Source organism: Gordonia sp. 34D, assembly GCF_056682775.1.
In genome coordinates, this window is the sequence record NZ_CM155293.1 from 2783500 (window position 1) to 2805979 (window position 22480).

The window sequence follows — 22480 nt, forward strand, 5'->3', positions numbered from 1 at the left end:
AGTACCGAGGGAGATTCTCCCTCGACACCCGCTCTCGGGGACGCCTTTGTCAGCAGTACTACTTCTCGATCTGGAATTCCTCGATCATCTGCTTCACCGCCGCCTGATACTCCTCGTTATCGGGTTCGGTGGTCTGCATCGTCAACACAGCCACCGTGGAACCGGTCGCATTCGGCACCATGAAGATGGTTGCGGTCACCGACGACATGCTGCCGGCCTGGTTCTTCATCGAGTAGGTCAGCGTCTGACTTGGGAAGCCACAGGTGGTTGTGGGGGCCTCAGTCTTGATGTCGGTCGGCGAAACGGTGGACTGCTTCAGCCCCTCGATCTGCCGCTCGGTTTCGCTCTCGATGTCCGAAACTGGCGATTTCTCGACGGTCACGACCGCATTCGGCGAAAAGTTGCCCGACCGCAAGTCCGCGTTCCGAACGGCAAGTCGCACCACGTCACTATCGGCCGAGGTGACTCGGTCCCATCCGGGCAGCGTCAGGAGGCCGAAGGTGGGCTCTCCGGGCTGATGGTTCGCATCGGTCACCTTGCCCGACGGCGTTGCGCAATCTCCGGCCACTGCCGTGTCGCCGGGCGATGCCGCGCTGGTTGTCGGTGTTGCCGAGGCCGCGTTGTCGTTCGAGTCCCCTGAACTACATCCGGTAACCAGCAAGGCTGCGGCTGACGCCGCGGCTGCAACCGCGTACACCCGATTCTTGATTCGCATGTGACTCTCCCCTTGATAAGACCGTCGATCGCCGTCCGGCAATCATCGCAAATGACCATAGCCGTTAGAGGGCAGAAGATGTGCACAGAATCGCTGGTTTACAGCAGCTGACCTCCACTGATGGTGGGTCGAACTTGCTTTGAAGCACGTTCCGCGTCGGGTCCTCAGAATCCCCTGTGTGCGGCAATGCGGGAACAAGCATGAAAAAGGCCCTGACCTGCATTAGCAGATCAGGGCCTTGCGCGGTGGCGGAGGGATTTGAACCCTCGGTACGGGGTCACCGTACACAGCATTTCGAGTGCTGCACCTTCGGCCGCTCGGACACGCCACCGCGGAAAACTGTACCGCAGTGGTTCATCAGTACGAAATCGGCTGGTCAGAGCACCTTTAGTGGCCGGAAAGCTTGTCGGCGATTTCGCCGACCTTAGTCTTGGCAGTCTCGACGGCGCTCTGCACCTGCTCGTTGTTCGCGATCTCGTTCAGTTTGGTCTTTGCCGTCTCGACCGCGCCCTGCACCTGATCATTGTTCGCGATCTCCGACAGCTTCTCCTTGGCACTGTCGACGGCGCCTTGCACTTGCTCGCTCTTCGCGAACTCGTCGAGCTTGCCTGCCGCGGTCGCCAGGGCCTCGCTGATCTTGTCCATTGGATCCGACATGTGGTTTTCCCCTTCCGCGACCTGCACCTCGGCACGATCGCATCTCCAAATCTGCCACAGTCCGCCACGAAGTGGTGAGGCCTAACGAAAAGATCAGGGCCGGGTCAGGGTTAACCCCGACGCTCGGAAAAGAACTCCCGCACGAGCGCCCCGCATTCGTCCTCACGCACGCCCGACAGCACTTCCGGTCGATGCATCTGGCGTTCATCTCGCAGCACGTCCCACAGCGACCCCACAGCGCCGGTCTTTGGCTCCCACGCGCCGAAGACCACTTGGGACACGCGCGCCAAAGCGATCGCGCCCGCACACATCGTGCACGGCTCCACAGTCACCACCAGGGTGCACCCGGACAGCCGCCACCCGTCGCCGAAAACGCGCGCGGCAGCCCGCAACGCCAGAATCTCGGCGTGAGCGGTGGGGTCGCCGTCCGCCTCACGTCGGTTCGACGCCCGCGCCAGTTCCGTCCCGTCCGGGCCAAAGATCACCGCGCCGATCGGCACGTCAGCGGGATCGGCGGTGCGCGCCGCATCGAGGGCCGCGGACATCATCGACTCGGCGAGTCGATCAACCTGCCCCCGATCCGGGCGCGACCCGGCGGCTGCGGGGGTGGCTGCGCGGGATGTCATAGCGGTGTTAGCGGCCGAGTTTGTCGAGCACAGCCGACAATTCATCGGCAAAACCCATGCGCGCCGCAATCATGCCGATTTGCTCATCGGCGTAGAGGTCAGTGTCGCCAAGAATGATGCTGAGGACCGCATCCGGCAAGCCCAGGTCGGTCAGGATCGCCAGGTCGCCTTCCTCCCACGGGTCAACATCGTCGAGTTCGTCCGGATCCAGATCGGGAATGTCGATGTGAAGAGCGTCGAGGACATCTGCGGCGACGTCGTAGTCGACGGCCGCCGTCGCATCCGAAAGCACCAACCGCGCACCCGCGGGCGACGGACGCACGATGATGAAGAACTCGTCGTCGACGTCGAGGAGCCCAAACACCGCACCCGGGGCGCGGAGTTCACGGAGTTGAAGTTCGGCATCGTCGACGCTGTCAAGGGCCGACGGCGCGAGCGCGGTCACCTTCCACCCGGCCTCTTCGCGGACCACCGCCACGGCAAAACCATCGACATCGTCGTATTCGCTCTGCGCATCAGGCTTCGCCATGCTCGCCACGGTAGCCGCTTTTGAGGACTCTCCCAAGTTAGATTCACGCGAATGTGCCACGCTGGGTTTGTGTCTGCTGCACTCACTCGCCCCATCTGCGTCCTCGGCCTCGGTTTGATCGGCGGGTCACTGCTGCGCCGCCTCTCCGACACGGGCCACCGCACCTTCGGTTACAACCGCTCCGTCGCCACCGTCGACGCGGCCGCCGCCGACGGTTACACCGCCTCCAGCGACCTTGTCGCGGTGTTGCGCGAGGCGGCCGAGTCCGACGCTCTGATCGTCCTCGCGACGCCATTCACCGCAGCCACGACGATGGTGGAAGCGATCCGCGATCACGCGCCGTCGTGCCTGCTCACCGATGTGATCAGCGTGAAGGAAGAGGTCGCGTATCTGATCGCTCGCCTGCATCCCCACGGTCGCTACATCGGGGGGCACCCGATGGCCGGGACCGCGCACTCTGGCTGGTTGGCCACTGATCCCAGCCTGTTTGACGGCGCCATGTGGATGGTGACGACCGACGACCACACCGATGCCGACGATTGGCTCGCAGTGGCGCACCTGGCCCGCGCCGCAGGCTCCTATGTGGTGCCCGCGGCCAACGACGCCCACGACCGCGCCGCCGCCGCCATCTCGCACAACCCACATCTGATGGCTGCCGTCACTGCCACCGTCGGTGCTGGCGAAAGCGATCTGGCGCTCCGTCTGGCCGCAGGCAGCTTCCGCGACGGGACCCGGGTGGCAGGCACGGCCCCCGACCTTCAGCGCGCCATGCTCGAAGCGAACTCCATCGCACTGCTGAACACCTTGAGCACCACCATCGACCGTCTCACGGCCGCCCGCGACGCGTTACGTGACAACGGTGACGTGGCGGCGATCATCGACGATGGCCATCGTGCTCGCGCCAAATACGAAGCGATCGCCAACGCCCAGCCGCAAGCCATCACGGGCGTGACGGTCGGCGACGACGGCTGGCAGGAAGAACTTCGTCGGCAAGCCCACCGCGGAAAAGTCTGGGTCGGCTAGCCGCTTCGACTACCCGATGAGGCTGGCGATGCCCGAGTAGTCACTGACCACCCCGGCATCATTGACCGTCAGGAACTTCGAGCCCTTCGGCCCGATCACTTCCACGCGGCCGTCGGCAAGCCCGACGTAACTCTTGGTCAGCGAATCGATTTCACAGTCGGGGAGGCGGAGCGTGACGACCGGAAGGTCCGTGCGGCGCACTCCCGGGGTGATACCGAAGCGGCGAACCGGCAGTCCCTTGAAGAACGGTGAGAGTTCCAGGTCGACCACCTCGGCACCGTCGAAGTCGCTGCGAACCGTACTGGTCGGGGTTTGCACCATCCACCGGCCGTCCATGTCGCGGCTCAGATCGAGAGCGCTGTCACCGTCGGCGCGCAGCACCCGAACGGAAAGGCGACGCGTCACGCCGGAATCGTTGGTAACCAGTTCATACGACGCGGAGTACGCCGCACTATCGTCTGTTGCCGCAGCCACAATGCGCCCGTAAGCGCGCACCCGCGATCCGTTGAGATTGAGTCGAACCTGCTCGAGTCGGCTGTTGTCGGAGCTGCGCCAGGTCAGCATCGCTTTGACGCCGGCATCAGTCGGCGACGCATCGAAGGAAGTCACCCCCTCACGGTAGCCCTCGCCGCAACAAAATAGGCGGGGCGGCCAAGAGGCGCCCACCCATCAGCCCTCAAAACGGCAGGTCACCATTCCAGAAGTCTGCTGATTGGCGCTGGATTGCTGGTCCACAACCTTCCCGTCGATCGTGATCGTGCACTTGACCGGCTCAGCGTCGGATGGGACGACGGTGATGCGGAACAGCGCGTTGGTGCCGCGCCCGACCGATTGCTTCCACACTCCGCCGCGGCTGCTCGCAATCTTTACATCGGCACCGTCCACATACAGGACCGTCGCCCTGCCGGACTCCACTTCGTAAACCACGCTCGCATCTCCGGGCACGGTCGACGGAGCGGCGCTGGGATCGCGCGGAACCGTCGACTCCGGACCGTCCGGAATGCCCTGCAGATACGGGTCGTCAGTGGATTGGGTTGCGGGTGGATCGGCGCGGGTAACCGAATCGTTTGCATTACCGCGACCAAACGTTTGAAAAGCCAACGCCAAACAAAGGATCGCCACCGCAATCACCCCGACCCCAATCGCGAGATTGCGGCGACGGTCCGGCGGTTGCGGTTCGACCATCGGTGGTTGCGGTTCAGGTTCGGGCGCTACGACCACCGGTTGTGGCCCCGCCAACGCCCGCTCGCGGTCGTCGTAGGTGAACAGGGGTGCGCCGCGGTCACTGTAGCCGAGCGGCGGGTACGACTGTCCCGGTGCCACCGGTCGCCGATAGTCCGGCGCCGACTGCCCGTCCGCCTTCGCACCGACTGACCGGTCCACGATCTCTCCCTCGAACATGCTGCGCTAATAAACCGTGCAATTCGATGGTGCCAGAATCACTGCAGACGGGTGGCACCCGCAGCCACCAAATTGGTCGCCGCGGGTGCCATGTTCTTGAGTATTGCCGATGTGCTGACTATCCAGCCTTGACATCGGACGCGTGTACCGCCAGCGGCATCACCGTGATCTTCATAAAGGGGAACAGTGGCAGCCCCGATAGCAGTTGGTGCAGTTCGTCGTTCGACTCAACATCAAAGATCGAGATGTTGGCGTACTCGCCGACGATGCGCCAAATCTCGGGCCACTTCCCGGCGCGCTGCAACTCCTGCGAGTACGCCTTCTCGCGGGCGAGCGTGTCCTCGCGCACCGCGGGATCCATGTCGTGCGGCAGGTGAACATCCATCCGAACGTGAAAGAGCATCGTCGATCAGCCCTGCACCGGATCCAGCGCGAAGCCGTAGTCGATCGTGAAGCCGCCCTGGCCGTCGCCCTTCGGCTCCAGCATCAGTTCCGGCTTCACCGCGTCGGCGATGTCGTCGCCGTTGTGCGGGTCGCCCGGGAAGTACAGCTGCGCGGTCAGCAGTTCGTGGCCGGGGGCAGATACCTTGACGTGCAGGTGAGCCGGACGCCAGGCGTGCCAGCCCGCGGCCGCGATGAGCTTGCCGCACGAGCCGTCGGTCGGAATCTGGTAGGGCGCGGGACGAATCGTGGTGATGTGAAACTTGCCGTCGTCGCCGGTAGAGAAGGAGCCGCGAAGGTTCCACTCGGGGATGTCGGGTGCAAACTGCGAGTAGTAGCCGTCGCTGTCGGCGTGCCAGAGTTCCACCTTGCCCTTCAGCGGAGTGCCGTCGGTCGAAGTGATTTGGCCATCCCACACCAGGCGGTCGCCGGCTTCACCGTCCCGCATCGGGAGGACGCCGTCGGCACCCTGCTCGGGTGCGTTCGGTACGTAGTACGGCCCTTCGATGGAGCCCTTGTTGCCGTGGCGGTGCGAGGTGTTCACGTCTTCGACGACATGCTCCACCCAGACGTCGAGGAACAGTGGCCATTCGCCGTCCTGACCGACCTGGATCATCCACGCCTTGAGGGCGTTGTACTCGTCGTAGGTGACATTGTTGTCGCGGATGGTCTGGTGCACGCCAGCGAGAACCTGTTGCGCCAACTTGTTGACGCGCTCCGGGGCGACGTCTTTGACGGCCTCGTACGGTGACTTGTCCTGGTGGAAGCGCTCGGTCGCGGAGGCACCGGAAGCTGCGGCGCTGGGGCTGTGTTCGGTAGTGGTCATCTGTTCTTCTCCTCGTTGGGAAGGCGGTGTTAACGGTGGGGCTGGGGAGGTGGAGATCTTTATCTATCGGTTCGGTAGTGCTCGAGTTTGTCTTCATCGACCTCGATGCCAAGGCCCGGACACGACGATCGCTGTAGGTAGCCATCGCGGATCTGCAGGGGCTCGGTCAGCAGGTCGTCGCTCATGTCGAGGAAGTTCGACAGTTCGCCGGCGTACGACGACGTGGCCTTGAAGGCGGTTCCGAAGGCCACCGCACAGGCCGTGCCAATTTGGCCGTCGATCTGGTTGCCGAGCACCATTTCGACCCCGAGGCCCTCGGCAAGGTGATGCACCCGCATCGACTGGGTGAACCCGGTGCGGGCCGTCTTGATGTTGATCGCGGTCGCCGAGCCACCGAGGATTTCCCGCGTCACGTCCGCCGGGGTGGGGACTGACTCGTCGGCGATGAATGGAATATCGAGTTGCCCGACGAGCCACCGTCGACCGAGGACGTCGTCGGCGGGGCAGAGTTCTTCGGCGAACAGTAGCCCGAGGTCGGACATCTCACGCATGGCTCGTGCCGACTCGGCGGCCGTCCAACCGCGGTTTCCGTCGACGTACAGTTCGATCGTGTCGCCGAAGTGCTCACGAAGGGCCCGGACGACGGCGGTGTCGAGTTTGGCCGGACTCCGACCGACCTTCACTTTGAAGGTGGAAATGCCGTAGGTGTCGAGCATCCGTTGGGCTTCGGCGACCATGGTCGTCGGCTCGTCGAAACCAAGCATGTGGCTCACCCGCATGCGGTCGGTGTACCCGCCAAGCAACTCCGAAACTGGGAGCTTGAGTGTTTTGCCGAGGGCATCCCACATTGCCATGTCGATAGCTGATTTTGCGGTCGGATTCCCGATGGTCCGCGCTAGCCGCGCACCAACCTGCTCACGCTCGAGCAGGGTAAGGCCCTGCAATTGGGCGGCAAAAACATCCTCGATTACGGCGACGATCCCCCGTTGAGTCTCGCCATAGGTATACGGACGAGGCGGCGCCTCAGCGACCCCAACCACCCCATCGTCCGTGTGCACGCGCACCAAGACATGTTCGGCGGCATAAACTTCGCCGGACGCGAAATGCAGCGGTTTGCGGTAGGGAATCGAGAAGGGAATCGATTCCACCCGGGTGATTTTCACCTTCTTTTCTCCCATCGGCAGTTGCTCGACCACACATCGCCGTCGACCGCCAGCGGTCGCCACGGTGTGATGTGGATCATTCATCAACTACGGTAGGGCGTCTATCCATACAAGACCAGTACATGGTTTTCGATGATTAAGACTTTTTGTTTCTCAATTGGGGACAGCGGCAACCCGGCGGACCACCGCGACCGCTCGATCCACCAGCGGTGACGAACCCGGAATCCAAGCCGCCGCCAAATCCGCTCCGACTTCCGGCGTGAGCGGGCGGTAGCAGACGCCAGCGATATCGAGGGCCGCCGTCGGCTCCGGAACCACCGCGACCCCAAGGCCGGCCGCCACCAACGTCACCAGCGTGGACGTCTCGGCAACCTCGTGCCGAATGCGCGGAACAAACCCCGCATCGGCACACATCCCGGTGACCAGTCCGCTCATCACTGAACGGCCACGCCCGGCGTGAGCGACGAAATCGTCGTCGCGGAGATCAGCGATGTCGAGCTCGGCACGGTCCGCTAGGCGATGACTGTCAGGCAAGAGGGCAATCAGCCGATCGCGACGCATCGTTTCCAGCACCACCCGCGAGCTGGCAATGGGTGGTCGAAGCAGCGCCAGATCAATCTGTCCGGCTTCCACTGCCGCCAGTTGATCCGGTGCGAGCATCTCGCCGCGGATACTGAGATCAACACCCGGCATTTCGTCGCGCAGCGCCCGGACCAATCGGGGAAAAAGCGAATAGGTGGCCGATCCGACACAGCCAATCGACAGACTGCCCTGCGAGCCTTCGGCAACCCGCAGCGCTTGATCGCCCGCCGCATCGACGGCATCCAGGATTTCGCGGACCCGTTCCAGGTAGACCACTCCGGCCGGTGTCAGTTCCACCCGCCGCGTCGACCGCTTCAAGAGTTGAACGCCGAGTTCCTCCTCGAGTTGTCGAATCTGCGCCGACAGCGGGGGTTGCGCGATGTGCAGTCGTTCCGCAGCCCGCCGGAAGTGCAGTTCTTCGGCGACAACGCGGAAATATCGCAGGTGACGAAGCTCCATGATTGATACCGTCTCAGTTTCAGCCAGAGTGAAATGTGTACTTCACAGTATGTATCGCTGAACCTAGGGTGGATCCATGACGAACGAGACTGTTGATGTTCACACCGTGATTTCCGGCCGTCCCGATCGGCCCGCCGTAATCCTGTCAAGTTCCCTCGGCGCAACCCACCGCATGTGGGACACACAGGTCAGCGCACTGGAAGAGCATTTTCAGGTGATCCGCTACGACACCCGCGGCCACGGCTCCAGTCCCGTTCCGGCGGGCCCGTATTCGATCGATGAGTTAGCCGACGACGTCGTTGCCCTCCTCGATGGACTCGGCATCGAGCGCGCGCACTTCGTGGGGCTGTCGCTCGGCGGTATGACCGGCATGCGTCTCGCGGCCCGCAATCCCGAACGCGTCGACCGCATGGTGCTGCTGTGCACGAGCGCGCACATGCCGCCCGCCCAGGGCTGGCTTGATCGTGCCGCCACCGTCCGAGCCAACGGTATCGCTTCCATTGCCGAGGCTGTGGTCAGTCGTTGGTTTACCCCCGACTACCTGACGGCTAACGTCGACCGGAAGCAGTCATACGAGGCTATGGTCGCCGCCACTCCCGACGAGGGTTACGCGGGCTGCTGCGAAGCCATCGCCGCGATGGATCTGCGCGATGATCTCGCCGCGATCAGCGCACCCACCCTCGCGATCGCCGGTGCCGAAGACCCCGCCACCGGGCCAGACTCCCTCCGCGCGATCGTCGACAACATCTCGGACGGACGCCTGCTGGTGGTCCCCGAATCGGCTCACCTCGCCAACGCTCAGCAACCGGAGATCGTTACACCGGCGATCGTCGAGCACCTGCGTAGCTAGCGGTCAGCCTGGGCCGCCCTCAACGCGCTGGCGATCACACGCAGTCCTCGCCCGCTCCGGGCTAGAGCAGATGGGCACCCGCGCCGGGGCGGACCGCGCGCACCGTTGGTTCGTTGAACCTGGCATCCACAACGGCAGTCGGCAGATCCGCGATGATCCGCTCGGCTGCCTCGGCGCTCGCGAGGGCGATCACCGAGCCACCGAAGCCGCCACCGGTCATCCGCGCGCCAATCGCTCCCATGGCGGCGGCGGTGCCGGCAATCAAGTCGATCTGGTCGGTCGTGATGGCGAAGTCATCACGCATCGAAATATGCGAGGCATTCATCAAGGCCCCGAACCGCGCATAGTCACTGGCCCGCAGGGCGTCGGCAGCATCGACGACTCGAGCGTTCTCGGTGATCACGTGACGGGCCCGGGCAGCTTGCACCGGATCGACGAGCCGCCGCCAGTCGTCGGGTGCGGCGTCCCGCAGACTGTCGAGGCCCAACTCCGCCGCCGCTGCCGCGCACACGGACCGACGGGCCGCGTACTCGCCGTCCGCGTGCCGATGCGGGGCCCGCGAGTCAATCACCAGCAGCCGATAGCAATCGCCAAAGTCTGCGGGAACCGTTGTTAGGTCCAGCGATTGGAAGTCGACCAGCAGCGCCGCGTCCGGTTCCGCGCACAGGCTTGCCAACTGGTCGAGAAGGCCGGTGGGTGCACCGACGTAGTGATTCTCGGCCCGCTGGGCCAGTTTCGCCAACGCAATGCGGTCGGGAACCGGACCGTCAGCTGCCGACGTCAGCGCGAGCAGCACCGCACACTCGAGCGCCGCAGACGACGACAGTCCCGCACCAACCGGAACATCCGACGACACTTCCAAGCGACCGCCAGGCACGGCGATACCGCCCTCTCCCAGCACCCACACGCAGCCAGCGACGTACGCACCCCAGCCGGTGACGCCACCGGGTGCCGTCGTCAGCGGAATCACTGACGACGCGGTCTCCGAGTCCGAGACTGCGGTGATCGCCGCAGAACCGTCGGGAGTGAACATGACGGTCGTGCCAAGCTCCAAGGCGATGGGAAGCGCGAACCCGAGGTTGTAGTCGGTGTGTTCGCCAATCAAGTTGACACGGCCCGGCGCAAACGCGCCGATGACCGTCATGCCCCCTCCTCGACTGTCTCGATGGCAGGCAACACTGCCCGCAGTTCGGCGGCAATTGTCTCCGGTGTCTTGTCGGTGACGAAGGCACCGCGTGCGGACTCCGAGCCCGCCAGATATTTAAGCTTGTCGCGGCTGCGTCGAATCGAGAACAGCTCGGCATGCAACCGACCGTCGACGGTGGGGCCGAACTGGTTCCACGACGCGATGTACGGCAACGGCTCGTCGTAGAGGGCGTCGAATGCGCGCAATACCGTCAGATATGTGCGGGCAAGGTCGTCGGCTTCGGCCTCGGTGAGCTCCGCCAACTGGCCGACCTTGCGATTTGAATAGACGTGCACTTCGACGGGCCAGCGCGCGGCGTACGGCACAAACGCCGTCGTGTGTTCGGTCTGCAGCAGAATCCGTCGCCCGTCCGCCCGCTCGGCGTCAAGGATCGACTCAAAGAGGTCGCGACCGGATGCTGCGTGATATCGCTGAGCCTCGGCCAGCAGTGCCGCCGTGCGCTCGGTCAGAAAAGGGTAGGCATAAATCTGTCCGTGCGGGTGGGCCAGAGTCACTCCGATTTCCTCGCCGCGGTTCTCAAAGCAGAACACCTCTTCGACGCCGTCGCGACTCAGCAGGTCGACGGTCCGCTCCGACCAGGCGTCGATCACCAGGCGTGCCTGATCCACCGTCAGCTCGGCGAACGAGCCGTCGTGCCGGTCGGTGAAACAGACCACCTCGCAGCGCCCGTAGCCGGGCGCCTGGACTTCCAAGTCCGTGATCGGTGCAGGGAGTGTGAAGTCGCTGCCAACGCTGGCCGTAGACAGCGAGGGAAAGCGGTTCTCGAAGACCGCGACGTCGTACGACGTGCCGGGCACCTCGCTGGATTGTCCCGTCTCGTCCGGGCACAGCGGACACATATTGCGTGGCGGCTTGTAGGTGCGGTCCTGGCGCGCCGGGGCCATCATGACCCACGTTCCGGTCCGGGGGTCGCGGCGCAGGTGGGTCGGCGAGGAGGTGGGTCGCGGGGTGAACTCGCGGCGGTCGACGCCGGGCTCCGGCGGCGTCTCAGCGTTGGAGAAGTACGCGATCTGGCGACCGTCTGCCAGCAGGCGGCGTTGCGGTTCGGGCAACACCCGCCCTCGTGCGTGATTCATCGGGTTCCCTTCGCAGTCTCGACTCCCGACCAACAGTGTCCCCGGCCTGGATCACGAGTCCGTCGTCCCGGAGCAAGTCTGTGCCCGCCAGTCACGAATTGCATGCTGCCCCCACAACGAGAAACGCAGGCCAGAGAATCTCTGACCTGCGTTCTACCTGTGCGCCCGAAGGGATTCGAACCCCTAACCTCTTGATCCGTAGTCAAGTGCTCTATCCGTTGAGCTACGGGCGCGTAGTGGATCTTACGATCCGACTTCTTCAATTGTACCGAGCACGTGTCTCGGTCGGCGGAGGCGAGAGGATTTGAACCTCCGGTTTCGTTTTCACGAAACAACTCATTAGCAGTGAGTCCCATTCGGCCGCTCTGGCACGCCTCCATGGTGGAGTCCTTCGACCCGCCGGGGCAAAACATTACACAGGACCGGCACCAGGAAGCAAATCACCAGCCAAGTGCGGACAGCGACGCAGGTCAGACGTACATTTGTGGGGTGAGCATGCGAATCCGACCAGACCTGGACACCCTTCCCGTCTACGTTCCTGGGAAGACATTCCCGGGTGCGATCAAGCTGGCGAGCAACGAAGTCACCGATCCCCCGCTGCCGAGCGTGGCCGCCGCGATCGCCGAAGCCGCCACCGTCGTCAACCGCTACCCCGATAACGGCATGGTGGACCTGACTGACGGGCTCGCCAAAAATCTGGGCGTCACACCCGCCGAAGTTCAGGTCGGCTGCGGATCGGTGATTCTGTGCCAAAACCTGATCACTATTACCTGTCGCCCCGGCGACGAGGTGTTGTTCGCGTGGCGGTCGTTTGAGATGTATCCGGTCGCCACCCAGGTTGTCGGTGCCACGCCGGTCCAAGTGCCTCTCACCGACGACGCCGTGCACGACCTGACCGCGATGGCTGCGGCGATCACCGACCGCACCCGCCTGATCTTTGTGTGCAACCCAAACAACCCGACCGGCACCGCAGTGGAGGCGGACGCTTTGCGCGAGTTCCTGCGCGCCGTACCCGCCGACGTCGTCGTGGCGCTCGACGAGGCCTACTTCGAGTACACCCGGTTCGACGGACCGCTGGCCTACGACGCGTTGGAGTTGCGGCGCGAGTTCCCCAACGTCGTCGTGCTGCGTACGTTCTCGAAGGCGTACGGACTGGCTGGCTTGCGCGTCGGCTACGCGGTCGGCGACCCGGAGATCATTGAGGCGCTCGGGAAGGTGCACGTGCCGTTCACCGTGGGGAATGTGGCACAGGCGGCCGCTATCGCCTCCCTGCGCGCCCAGGACGAATTACTCGCCCGCACCAACGCGGTGGTCGTCGAACGTGGTCGCGTGACCGCAGCGTTGCGCGAGATGGGTTACCGGGTACCCGATTCCCAAGCCAACTTCGTGTGGTTGATGCTGGGCGAGCAGTCGGTCCCGTTTGCCACAGCCTGCGCGGAAGCTGGCGTGATTGTCCGCCCCTTCGCGGGCGACGGCGTCCGCGTCACGGTCACCAACCCGACCGAAGACGACGCCTTCCTCGCATTCGCTCGCACCTGGTCCCAGCGGTAACCCTCCGCCGACCCCAGCGTCCCGCCGGGCCCCTTCTCGCATGATGCGTTGATTCCCGCTCCACGTCAGACGTGGAGCGGGAATCAACGCATCATGCGAGAAGGGGGGAAGGCGTTACCTAGAGGGCAGGCTTGATCGCATCCCAGGCTCGGGGAAGGTCAATCTTCCAGTAGTCCCAGCTGTGGGTCCCGATGAAGCGGAAGCCCGACGTGTAGGGAATGTCGTTAGCCGTCAGGAGAGTGACGAACTCCAGGGAGCACCGGTTGGCACCCACTTCCAACGCCGAACCGGCAGCCATCTGCGCGTCAGCGGGACCGTCCTTGGGGTCACGCTTCGCCGCCAAGTCCATCGGGCCAATCGCACCGGTGCCCGACGAAATGAACAGCGCCTTGCCACGCAAAGCCTCGATGTTGGTTGCCGGATCGTGCGCTCGCCAATTCTTGGAGCCGGGCGCACCCCACATGTTGTCGGTGTTTGCGCCCGACTTCGCGACGGTCGCTCGCACATAGGCCTCGTTGGCCTGGCCCGAAACCTGCGGGCACCCACTCATCGAGGCCACCCCGCGGTAAAGCTTCGGGTGACGGGTAGAGAGCGCGAAAGCCGACTGGCCGCCCATCGACAGGCCCATCACGGCATTGTGTCCGGAACCGTGGAACTTTTTGTCGATGACCCCGGGAAGTTCTTCGGTCAAGAAGGTCTCCCACTGGGGCTTGCCGAGCTTGGAGTCTTTGCGGATCCAATTGGTATAGAAACTGCCCGCACCACCGGCAGGGAGTACGACGTTGACATTCCGCCCGGCAAAGAACTGCTCCGCACCACCCTTGGTGATCCAGTCGCTGACTTCGTCACCGGCATCGGCACCGTCGAGCATGTAGACGGTGGGACGAGGGGCTGTGCCACCCGGCGATAGAACCGTGACCGGGATGGAATCGCGCATGGCAGCGGACTTCACCTTGAGGTCGACGCGATAGATACTGCGGACCTTTTCGGCCACAATGTGCGCGCCCTGCGGTGCTGCTTGAGCCGGAGCGGCGGTCAGCGTCGCCCCGAGGAGACTGGCCCCCACCAGCACACAGAACTTTGGCCCCCAAGAACGTGACAGTCGTTTGGCCCACATGCCCGCCAAAGATACCGGCAAAACCTTGCCGGAAGCTAAACGCCGCCCAATCAGTGACCGTCGGCATGAACGCATGGCGTCGAGGAGGCCTCCCCACCGGCGATAGGATCACGCCATGACCGACGCCGCCAACAGCCCTCAGCCATCCAGCGCAAATTACGCATTTGCCGCTGACGTTCCGGTGCGTTGGTCGGACATGGATGCCTTCGGGCATATCAATCACGCACGCATGGTGACGCTAATGGAAGAGGCCCGCATTCAGTGGCTACTGAGCGCCGGAGACGAGTACTCGCCACTCATTAAAAGCGCCATGATCGTCCATGTCGACATCCGCTACCAGGCACAACTCCGCCACGAGGACTCCCCGCTGCGCGTAGTGATGTGGATCAAGAAGTTCCGCTCGGTCGACTTCACCATCGGTTACGAGATCTCCTCAGCGCTGGCCGAGCCGGATCAAAAACCGGCCTGCGTGGCGAGCACCCAAATGGCCGTCGTCGATATTGAAGAACATCGCCTCCGACGACTCACCGAGCTGGAAAAGAGCTATCTGAAAGCGTGGAGCCGCAGCTAGCTTCGCGTCATTTGTTCGGTTCGTACCTGGGCGGCAATTGTGCCGGGGCAATTGACCCCAGTTGCGCAATATTGCCTTGCAGCACGTCGCGGTAGATGCGGAGCTGCTCCTCACCACTCGACACCTGCTCCGCAAGCCTGCGCGAATGGTCAGCCGACAACTCGCGATCGCCGGACCGCGACAGTAGGTGATCAATGCGAGCATCGATAGTGGTGGCGCGATCGAATTCGTTCAGCAGGCGAAGTTCGACGGCCGCAGATTCGACCGTCTCGCACATTGAGATGAGGGCCTGAACCCGGTCGATCAGTTCCGTCCACACCGGCCGCAGCGCGGCTTCACGCTCGGCGAGGTGCGCCGCGAAACCTTGATCGAAGCCGCCATTGGCGCGCGCACGGTCGAGGTCGACGCGCAGGGCACGCAGGGCGACGATGTCAGACGAGATTTCCGCGAGTTCGGCATTCAAATTGACCTGGACGCGCTGCATTTCGAAGTGATCCGACAGCCATGCCGGATTGGTGCGAATCCGGTCGAAGTAGTGTCCGGCGACGAACAGGAGGGTCTCGTAACCGTCAGCGAAGGTGGACCCGCGATTGGAATCCTGCGTGGTGGGCACGGTGCCGAATACTTCGTCGGCCCACTGTTCCATTTGCCGACGACCCGCCCGGCCTGCCACCTTGTCAACGACTCCGGCGACCTTGTCGAGGGCATCGGTCCCGGCCCAGCGAGCACCCGAGCTGGAGATATTTGCCACCGGCGTGCAGAGTAGCGCCGCGAACAACTGCTCGCGCTCTTCAAGCTCCAGGTAAATATTCTCGCGGCGTTCTCGACGAATGGCCCGCATTCCCGACGGGAACACGCCCTTCGCGGTCACGACCGCACGGTGCGCTTCGTCGCGGCGCTTTACCAAGCCGGCCATGCGCGACCGGATGATCGGCACCACAAAGCCGGGCAGCCGAGTAGATGTGAGCTTGCGTTCGGCATGCAGGATGCCCCGCTGAACGCGCCGCAACTCACTAAAGCTGGTCGGCGGCACCGGGATCGGCAGGCCCAGGGACATACGCCGAACCACCGTGGCACGGGCGGTCGGTGCCAGATAGCCGGCGGCAATGAGGATGCAGGCGGCATCGGACAATTCGGAAGGCTGTCCGGGCACCCGCGCGTCCGTCGTCCACTGCCGAAGGTCGGCGGGCGAGACGACTCGCTGCGGTGAGTTCATGATGCCGATGGTACTCGTGACCTCCGACAACATCCCTGTGCGAATGGCGACTTCAGGGTTGTCCCCGACCCGGCTTCACACCGACATCAGGAACAATCCCAATACTTGCGTCATCGCCAGAGCGGCCGGGTGATTCGATGCAGTATCCACGCGACCGGAATGCTGATCGCCGTGGTGACAGCAAACGCAGCGATTGTTGACCCGGTGAACACCGAATAGCCGAGCAGATCCATCACCAGTTCCAGCACCATCACGTGCACCAGAAAGAACTCGTACGAGATCTCGCCAAACCACACCATCGGGCGACTGCCGCAGAACGCCGACCATCCGCCCATCCCCCCGCCAAGCTTTTCCGCCCCAAACTCCCCCGCCCCAAGCTCTCCCGCCCCAAGCTTTCCCGCCCCGACGGCCAACGGACCGATCAATCCCAAAGCCACCACCAGGTACAAGGTGTGTTTGATGATGGCGGCACCCGCATCCGACGGAACGATTGTCGGTTCCCCAGCCCAAGCCGCACCGCTGGCGAGGAAGGCGACGACAGCGACCGACACGCTCGGCCACGCTGGCCAACTCGTCAGCAGCCGGACCAGGACCGCCAGGATCATGCCGCCGACAAACCAGCCAGCAAAGGCCGGTGGCCACAATCGGGCGGTCAGGTCGATGCCTTCGGACCCATGCACGACCACCGTCCACAGCGGCGAAACCAGCAGTAGCGCGCCCAGTCCGACGAGCAGGAGGTCGGGTCGCCAGCGGTCACGGCACACCACGTGGACCAGCAGCCAGGCGACGAGGGGAAGCGCAACGTAGTAGGCCACCTCGGCCGCCATGCTCCACATTTGGGTCAGCCCGGTGTGCAAGTGACCGAGGCCGTAGACCTGCGTGAACGTCAAATTTCGCAGCAGCCCGGACCAGCCTTGACCGAAATCCGACGGGTCGTCACGGAACAGGAAGATGACGTAGACGGCCCCAACCGTGAGCCAGTAGGCGGGCAGGATGCGTCGCGCACGATGCCAGGCGTACCGGCCGAGCGCCGGATAGGTGCTAGCGCCCGACTTAGCCCGCTGTAACGACTTCACCCACGGCGCAAACAGGAGGTATCCGGAGAGGACAAAGAAGATCGCGACACCAACCTCGAAGCGCGACAGGAGTCGGCCAAGAAAGTCATCGGTGTAGTGGCCCGTCCAGAACGCCGCGTGCGTCAGGCAGACGGCGAGCGCGGCGATGGTCCGGATGCCGGTGAGTGCGGGGACCCGCCGACGTGTCGGTGCCAATTCCTGCGCAGGGGTGTTCAGATCCATCCCCGATCGTGGGCAATGCGCGCGGCCTCGGCACGCGTGGCGGCGCCGGTCTTACCGATGGCCGACGACAGGTGATTGCGTACCGTACCCGCCGACAGGTACACCTGCGCGGCGATGGTCGCGACGGTCGCACCGGACAGGGCAGCGGCCAAGACTTCCGATTCCCGCGGAGTGAGCGGACTGTCGCCGCTGGTCAGCGACTCGGTCGCGAGGGTTGGGTCGATGACGCGCAGGCCAGCGTGGACCCGGCGGACGGCGTCGGCGAGTTCGGCGGCCGGGGTGTCTTTCACAACAAACCCGGACGCACCGGCGTCTACGGCTCGGCGCAGGTAGCCCGGTCGGCCAAAGGTGGTGACGATCAACGACCGCACACCCGGCAGTTCGCGGGCAATTTGGGCGGCCGCCTCGATGCCGTCGGCCCCCGGCATTTCGATGTCGAGCAGACACACCTGCGCGCCACTGGAGCGCGCCGCGTCGACCACCGCGTCGCCCCGACCAACCTGCGCGACAACCTGCAGATCGGGCTCCAAGTCGAGGAGCGCGGCGAGGGCACCGCGAACCAATGCTTGATCGTCGGCGAGCAACAGTTTGATGGTCTCCACCTGACTCCTTCCCGTGCGCTGTGAACTTACCGGTCGTCGAAGCGTGCGGCGACGGTCGTGCCGGTGGCGTCCGACGACACCGTCAATCGTCCGCCCTCCGCCTCGACTCGTTCCGCCAACCCCCGCAAGCCGTTGCCGTAGGTGAGAACCGGCGACCCACGACCGTCGTCGCTGATTGTGATGGCGTCGGTGGAGATCGTGACTTCGCAGCGGGTGGCCCCGGAGTGGCGGACGACGTTGGTGGTCGCCTCCCGTAGGACCCAAGCAAACAGTGTCGCGTGCGGGCCCTCATAGATCGTGGACGCGTACCCGTCGGCGTGGGGAAGGTCTGCGGTGATGCCTGCGGCGGCGAGGGCGCTTTCCGCCGCGGCGATGGTGTTGGTCAGATCCGGGGTTCGCAGGTTGCCGACCGTGGAGCGGACTTCCGCGAGCGCCTCCCTCGCCAGGGCAGTGACCTCATCAATCTCGGTTTTTGCCCGCCCGGGATCGAGATCTACCAATCGTCCGGCCAACTCCGACTTCACGGTGATAACGGTGAGTGAATGCCCGAGGATGTCGTGGACGTCGCGGGCCACGCGTTCCCGCTCAGCTACGACCGCCAGTTGCGCATTGAGGGCCCGCTGACGTTCGACCACTGTTTCCCGGTCGCGTTGTGCATCGCGCATCACACGCGAGAACAGCATGGTGATGCCAACGATGATCATGACGATGAGGAAACCGCTGTCGAGTTCCCACCCGAAGAACTCTGGGACGGCTACCGCCGCGGCGATGATCGTGACGATCCCGATCAGCGCATAGCGTCCTTTCCACGGAGCGGCGAAGGCGATCGCGGCCATCACGAACGGTGCCATGGCAAACGCCGAGGTCTTCAGGAGCGGCATCGACGCCACCATGAGGGCGACCAAGATGGCCACCGCAGCGGTGCGCGTGGCGGGCGACAGTTTCTCTTCGGCCTCGCCGACGAACATCGAATACACGCACAGCAGGAGGTAGATGACGGCAAATGCCGAAATCATCGCCATGCCGAAGACCTTCTCCACGATGGCCCCGTCGGAGGTGACGATCCCAATCGCCGGGTAGACCATGAAGAACAACCAGACCGCACCAAAAACCCAGCGCCCGCTCCGCCACGGTGATGTGGGAGCGAGTGCTGGGCCGATCGATTTCGGGTGAATCAGGTTCTCCTGGATGGCGATCATTGACGCTGCGTGCTGCGGTTGTAAAAATAGCTTGCCGCAACCGCGAACGCTGCGGCCCAAAAGACGACGTTCGCAATGATGATGGCCAACGGGATCGACGTGCCGTACACGGTGACGCCGTGATCGAGCGGATAGCGGGCCAGCGAGACGACGCCGAACATCGGGGTAAATTCAGCGATTCGCAGCATCACGCCGTTGAGCGGAACAAAGACGTTGCCCGCAAAGGCCAACAGCGCGAGAACGCCACCGAGTGCTTGCATGGCGCCTTCAGACTTCAGGACGCTGCCCAACGCAAGGCCCAGTGCAGCAAAGAGAGCCGACCCCAACCACGCCAGCAGCATGCACACCACGAAAGTCCCGACGCCGGCGCGAGCCCCCGAGGCCACGCCCACCACTGCCAGCACCATCACCGGCAATGCACTCATCGCCAGCGCCAGCGCCACCTTGGTCGACACGTAACCGGCCGGGCGCAACGGGGTCATCATCAGCGTTCGGGTCCAACCCGACTGCTGCTCGATCGACACCGATGCAGCATTCGACGCCGCAGCCAGGACAGCCCCGTACAGCGCCATACCGACCAGCACATAGAAGGCCACGTTGCCCGAGCCGATGCTGTCCTTGCTCGATTGTGTCGCGCCGAATACCAGGTACAGCAGGGCGGGCATGCCCACGGTCAGGATCATGGCGCGACGATTGCGAAGGACGCGCCGGACATCGTTCCGGAGGTAGACCGTCGAGATGGCGGATCCAGAGAGGGTCAAGTTCGTGCTCATGGCAATGCCTTTCAGAAGTTCTGGGGTTCAGTGAGAGTTCTGGGGTTCAGTGAGTAAGCGCGACGAAGGCGTCTTCGAGGTTGGCGCCGGCGATCTCGACGTCGCGGGCCCGCGTGCTGGTCAGCAGGTGTCGCGCCAGGACATCGGAGTTCTCAATCGAGAAGTACACGCGGCCGCCGCGATGGTCGACGACGCGCAAGTCGCTGAACACACGTTCCAAGCTGGCGATGACGTCGTCGTCCACCACGGCTGAAACGATGCGGCGGCTCGCCCGGGCACGGATCTCGGCGGTCGTGCCGTCGGCGACGATCTTGCCGTGCGCGATCATCACAATCCGGTCGGCGAAGGCGTCCGCTTCCTCGAGATAGTGGGTGGCAAAGACGACGGTCCTGCCGCCGAGCGCATCGGCTCTCATCGCCGCCCAGAACGCGCGCCGCGCTTCCACATCCATTCCTGCGGTTGGCTCGTCGAGCACGATCAGATCCGGGTCGGGAAGCAGTGCGAGGGCGAATTTGATGCGCTGCTGTTCACCGCCCGAGCATCGGGACACTTTGCGGTCGCCGAGGTCGGTGATGTCGGCGCGGGCCATCACTTCCTCGATGGCCGACGTCCGCCCGTGCAGCGCGGCGATGGTCGACACGGTTTCGTTGACGGTGAAATCGTCGAGCAGGCCGCCGGTCTGCAGGACGGCCGCGATCCGACCACCGCGTGCTGCCTCGCGCGGATCCTGTTCGAACACGGTGACCGTGCCCGAGTCGGGCTCGGTGAGCCCAAGCACCATGTCGATGGTGGTGGTTTTCCCGGCCCCGTTGGGGCCCAGGAAGGCCACGACCTCGCCGGGCTGAATTTGCAGGTCGATCCCGTCGACCGCTTGGACGTGGGATCCTTTCGGCCCGCGGAAACCTTTGGTGATGCCGGTCAACGAGACGGCCGCAGTCGCAGTCGAGGTTGCCGGTGTGGAACTGACTGGGGTGAAGTGTTGCGATGTCATGCATTTAGCGTGCCGTCGTGCCGATACCCGCACCCAGAGCGAATGTCACCTATTCCCCATGACGTTTGTCAGGGGAAACAGGCACCTGGGCGCTTTGCGTAGGCTGCGCGTTTTACGGACCGGCGCGTTGATTCACTTCAAAAATTGCGACGGCACTCAAAATCACCCGATCGTTGCCCAGATCACAGTACGCAGGCACAATCGGGGTATATGAATGACTGCTGGAAGAGGGCGCGATGAGGAAAGGCACGTCAGTGTCGACTCATGTCCGTCATGCCTACGAACAGTTTCTGGCAGGCTCTGCGCCTGCCGATGACGCTGTCCGCTCGATGGTCCGCGAGTCGTGGGAACGCTCGCGCAGCCGAGGACTCAATCCCGGCGCCGTCGACCCTGACAGCGACGCCGACACCCCCATGTCGGATACCGACTTTCAGGAATACCGTGCCGTGCATCGTCTTGCTACGGTCCGCAGCCTGGTGCATTCCCTCATGCTCGACGACATCTCCGACTCCGGCGTCGTCGTGGCAATGGCCGATAAGCACGGGCGCCTACTGTGGGTGGAAGGCGATCGTGCAGCCCGCGACGCCGCGGCTCGCATCAACTTCGTCGAGGGGTCCGTCTGGAGCGAAGAGACCGTTGGCACCAACGCGCCCGGCCTGGCGCTGACCGTTAACCGCGGCGTCCAAATCATTGGGCCGGAACATTTTTCGGGGCCGGTCCAGAAATGGAATTGCGCCGCCGCACCCGTGCACGATCCGACGACCGGAGAACTTCTGGGCGTGATCGATGTGACCGGCGGACCGGCGGTGGCAGCACCTTTCGCACTGTCGGCGATCCGTTCGGTAGTGGCGGCGGTAGAGCGCGAATTGCAATCGCAGGCCGTGGACCTTGCTGCGCCCGAAACATTTTCGCCGGCCGCGACGCGCCGTCGTCTGACTGTTCTCGCCGATGGGGCCGCGCAATGGCACGACGGTGTGTCCGCCCCGCGACCACTGTCGCCACGGCACGCGGAGATCATCGTGCTGCTACAGAGTTACCGCGAAGGATTGGGCACCGAACAACTTGCAACCCTGCTCTCCGATGAAGGCCTCGGGTCGGTAACCGTGCGCGCCGAGATCTCACGACTGCGACGCGACCTCGGAGACGTCGTAACTTCGCGGCCATATCGACTGATTGTGGAACTCGAATCCGACGTGGCCGACCTGCGGGCCATGATCGCCAAGGGCGAACTTACGTCCGCGATTTCCATGCTCGGGCGTGGCGGGCTCCTCGCCGGGTCCCTCGCTCCCGGCATCACCGAGCTGTTCGACGAGATCCGCGAGGACCTGCGTTCCCGCATCTTCGGCACCGGCGATCTCACCGCGCTCCGGCATTGGGTTGACTCCCCACACGGCCGCGACGACATCACCGCCTGGCATCACCTCGCCAAGCAGTTGCCCATCGGCCATCCGGACCGCGCAGTCGCCGAAGGTCGCGTCCGCTTGCTCGACCGCCGCTTCGGCGCCTGACCGCCAGGGTCAGCCTCTCAGCGCGATACCGCGTGCGTGGCGGTCTATCACCAGGGAAATCTGGCTTTCGCTAATTGGTAACCCGGCTGGTCCGACTGT

General features: G+C 64.1%; 24 protein-coding genes and 3 tRNA genes. 5 read left to right on the forward strand and 22 right to left on the reverse strand.

Features of this window, described 5'->3' with window-relative positions:
- Positions 1 to 58 precede the first annotated feature (58 nt).
- From AC1L34_RS12980 to AC1L34_RS13000, 5 genes are all read right to left on the reverse strand, one after another.
- Positions 59 to 715, reverse strand: coding sequence for a hypothetical protein (locus AC1L34_RS12980; protein WP_424293984.1), 657 nt, complete (start codon positions 713 to 715; stop codon positions 59 to 61).
- A 243-nt stretch (positions 716 to 958) separates the two neighbouring features.
- Positions 959 to 1046 (reverse strand) — tRNA-Ser (locus AC1L34_RS12985).
- 56 nt (positions 1047 to 1102) lie between these two features.
- The gene (locus AC1L34_RS12990) at positions 1103 to 1372 is read right to left on the reverse strand and encodes a hypothetical protein (RefSeq protein WP_424293983.1); all 270 of its coding nucleotides are present in this window, start codon (positions 1370 to 1372) and stop codon (positions 1103 to 1105) included.
- A gap of 110 nt (positions 1373 to 1482) precedes the next feature.
- Entirely contained in the window at positions 1483 to 1920 is a 438-nt protein-coding gene (locus AC1L34_RS12995) for a nucleoside deaminase (RefSeq protein WP_424293987.1), read from the reverse strand.
- Positions 1921 to 2005: 85 nt separating this feature from the next.
- Positions 2006 to 2527, reverse strand: a complete 522-nt coding sequence (locus AC1L34_RS13000) for a tRNA adenosine deaminase-associated protein (protein ID WP_424293982.1) — start codon at positions 2525 to 2527, stop codon at positions 2006 to 2008.
- Between the two features lie 51 nt (positions 2528 to 2578).
- Here AC1L34_RS13000 and AC1L34_RS13005 point away from each other — a divergent pair, with 51 nt between their 5' ends.
- Entirely contained in the window at positions 2579 to 3550 is a 972-nt protein-coding gene (locus AC1L34_RS13005) for a prephenate dehydrogenase (RefSeq protein ID WP_480034834.1), read from the forward strand.
- 9 nt (positions 3551 to 3559) lie between these two features.
- On the opposite strand, the gene AC1L34_RS13010 is transcribed toward AC1L34_RS13005, so the two are convergent.
- The 6 genes from AC1L34_RS13010 to AC1L34_RS13035 all read right to left on the reverse strand — a co-directional run bounded on the left by AC1L34_RS13010 (position 3560) and on the right by AC1L34_RS13035 (position 8422).
- Positions 3560 to 4159 (reverse strand): putative glycolipid-binding domain-containing protein, encoded by a 600-nt coding sequence (locus tag AC1L34_RS13010; RefSeq protein ID WP_424293980.1) that lies wholly within the window; start codon positions 4157 to 4159, stop codon positions 3560 to 3562.
- Positions 4160 to 4219: 60 nt separating this feature from the next.
- Positions 4220 to 4933, reverse strand: coding sequence for a hypothetical protein (locus AC1L34_RS13015; RefSeq protein ID WP_424293979.1), 714 nt, complete (start codon positions 4931 to 4933; stop codon positions 4220 to 4222).
- 136 nt (positions 4934 to 5069) lie between these two features.
- Positions 5070 to 5354, reverse strand: coding sequence for a muconolactone Delta-isomerase (gene catC, locus AC1L34_RS13020; RefSeq protein ID WP_424293978.1), 285 nt, complete (start codon positions 5352 to 5354; stop codon positions 5070 to 5072).
- A 6-nt stretch (positions 5355 to 5360) separates the two neighbouring features.
- Positions 5361 to 6218 (reverse strand): catechol 1,2-dioxygenase, encoded by an 858-nt coding sequence (catA, locus tag AC1L34_RS13025; protein ID WP_424293977.1) that lies wholly within the window; start codon positions 6216 to 6218, stop codon positions 5361 to 5363.
- Between the two features lie 59 nt (positions 6219 to 6277).
- Positions 6278 to 7381 carry a mandelate racemase/muconate lactonizing enzyme family protein gene (locus tag AC1L34_RS13030; RefSeq protein WP_424293986.1) on the reverse strand — a complete coding sequence of 368 codons (1104 nt, stop codon included), beginning with the start codon at positions 7379 to 7381 and terminating at the stop codon, positions 6278 to 6280.
- Positions 7382 to 7534: 153 nt separating this feature from the next.
- Positions 7535 to 8422, reverse strand: coding sequence for a LysR substrate-binding domain-containing protein (locus AC1L34_RS13035; RefSeq protein ID WP_424293426.1), 888 nt, complete (start codon positions 8420 to 8422; stop codon positions 7535 to 7537).
- Between the two features lie 76 nt (positions 8423 to 8498).
- On the opposite strand from AC1L34_RS13035, the gene pcaD reads away from it, so the two are divergent.
- Positions 8499 to 9272, forward strand: a complete 774-nt coding sequence (gene pcaD / locus AC1L34_RS13040) for a 3-oxoadipate enol-lactonase (protein ID WP_424293425.1) — start codon at positions 8499 to 8501, stop codon at positions 9270 to 9272.
- A 61-nt stretch (positions 9273 to 9333) separates the two neighbouring features.
- Here pcaD and galK read toward each other — a convergent pair whose 3' ends face one another.
- The 4 genes from galK to AC1L34_RS13060 all read right to left on the reverse strand — a co-directional run bounded on the left by galK (position 9334) and on the right by AC1L34_RS13060 (position 11933).
- Positions 9334 to 10416: a galactokinase gene (galK, locus tag AC1L34_RS13045; protein WP_424293424.1), complete on the reverse strand. Its 1083-nt coding sequence runs from the start codon at positions 10414 to 10416 to the stop codon at positions 9334 to 9336.
- Positions 10413 to 11555: a galactose-1-phosphate uridylyltransferase gene (gene galT, locus AC1L34_RS13050; protein WP_424293423.1), complete on the reverse strand. Its 1143-nt coding sequence runs from the start codon at positions 11553 to 11555 to the stop codon at positions 10413 to 10415. Before galT ends, galK begins: the two co-directional genes overlap by 4 nt.
- A gap of 160 nt (positions 11556 to 11715) precedes the next feature.
- Positions 11716 to 11788 (reverse strand) — tRNA-Arg (locus AC1L34_RS13055).
- 56 nt (positions 11789 to 11844) lie between these two features.
- Positions 11845 to 11933, reverse strand: a tRNA-Ser gene (locus AC1L34_RS13060).
- Between the two features lie 111 nt (positions 11934 to 12044).
- Between AC1L34_RS13060 and hisC the strand changes: the two genes are divergently transcribed.
- On the forward strand, positions 12045 to 13106 hold the full coding sequence (gene hisC / locus AC1L34_RS13065; RefSeq protein WP_424322775.1) for a histidinol-phosphate transaminase: 1062 nt from the start codon (positions 12045 to 12047) through the stop codon (positions 13104 to 13106).
- Positions 13107 to 13224: 118 nt separating this feature from the next.
- Here the strand turns inward: hisC and AC1L34_RS13070 are convergent, their stop codons facing one another.
- Positions 13225 to 14223 carry an alpha/beta hydrolase gene (locus AC1L34_RS13070; RefSeq protein ID WP_424322030.1) on the reverse strand — a complete coding sequence of 333 codons (999 nt, stop codon included), beginning with the start codon at positions 14221 to 14223 and terminating at the stop codon, positions 13225 to 13227.
- Positions 14224 to 14338: 115 nt separating this feature from the next.
- Between AC1L34_RS13070 and AC1L34_RS13075 the strand changes: the two genes are divergently transcribed.
- A complete protein-coding gene (locus AC1L34_RS13075; RefSeq protein WP_424294506.1) occupies positions 14339 to 14794 on the forward strand; it encodes an acyl-CoA thioesterase in 456 nt (151 codons plus the stop codon).
- A gap of 7 nt (positions 14795 to 14801) precedes the next feature.
- On the opposite strand, the gene AC1L34_RS13080 is transcribed toward AC1L34_RS13075, so the two are convergent.
- The 6 genes from AC1L34_RS13080 to AC1L34_RS13105 form a co-directional block, all read right to left on the reverse strand.
- Positions 14802 to 16010, reverse strand: coding sequence for a hypothetical protein (locus AC1L34_RS13080; RefSeq protein ID WP_424322014.1), 1209 nt, complete (start codon positions 16008 to 16010; stop codon positions 14802 to 14804).
- Between the two features lie 110 nt (positions 16011 to 16120).
- Entirely contained in the window at positions 16121 to 17308 is a 1188-nt protein-coding gene (locus AC1L34_RS13085) for an acyltransferase family protein (protein ID WP_424325408.1), read from the reverse strand.
- Entirely contained in the window at positions 17299 to 17910 is a 612-nt protein-coding gene (locus tag AC1L34_RS13090; RefSeq protein ID WP_424322016.1) for a response regulator, read from the reverse strand. Before AC1L34_RS13090 ends, AC1L34_RS13085 begins: the two co-directional genes overlap by 10 nt.
- Positions 17911 to 17936: 26 nt before the next feature.
- Positions 17937 to 19109, reverse strand: a complete 1173-nt coding sequence (locus tag AC1L34_RS13095) for a sensor histidine kinase (protein WP_424322018.1) — start codon at positions 19107 to 19109, stop codon at positions 17937 to 17939.
- Entirely contained in the window at positions 19106 to 19882 is a 777-nt protein-coding gene (locus AC1L34_RS13100) for an ABC transporter permease (protein ID WP_424322019.1), read from the reverse strand. The genes AC1L34_RS13095 and AC1L34_RS13100 overlap by 4 nt, the downstream gene beginning before the upstream one ends.
- Positions 19883 to 19928: 46 nt before the next feature.
- A complete protein-coding gene (locus tag AC1L34_RS13105) occupies positions 19929 to 20873 on the reverse strand; it encodes an ABC transporter ATP-binding protein (protein WP_424324280.1) in 945 nt (314 codons plus the stop codon).
- 236 nt (positions 20874 to 21109) lie between these two features.
- On the opposite strand from AC1L34_RS13105, the gene AC1L34_RS13110 reads away from it, so the two are divergent.
- Positions 21110 to 22381 carry a sigma-54-dependent transcriptional regulator family protein gene (locus AC1L34_RS13110; protein ID WP_424322021.1) on the forward strand — a complete coding sequence of 424 codons (1272 nt, stop codon included), beginning with the start codon at positions 21110 to 21112 and terminating at the stop codon, positions 22379 to 22381.
- Positions 22382 to 22480: the final 99 nt, after the last annotated feature.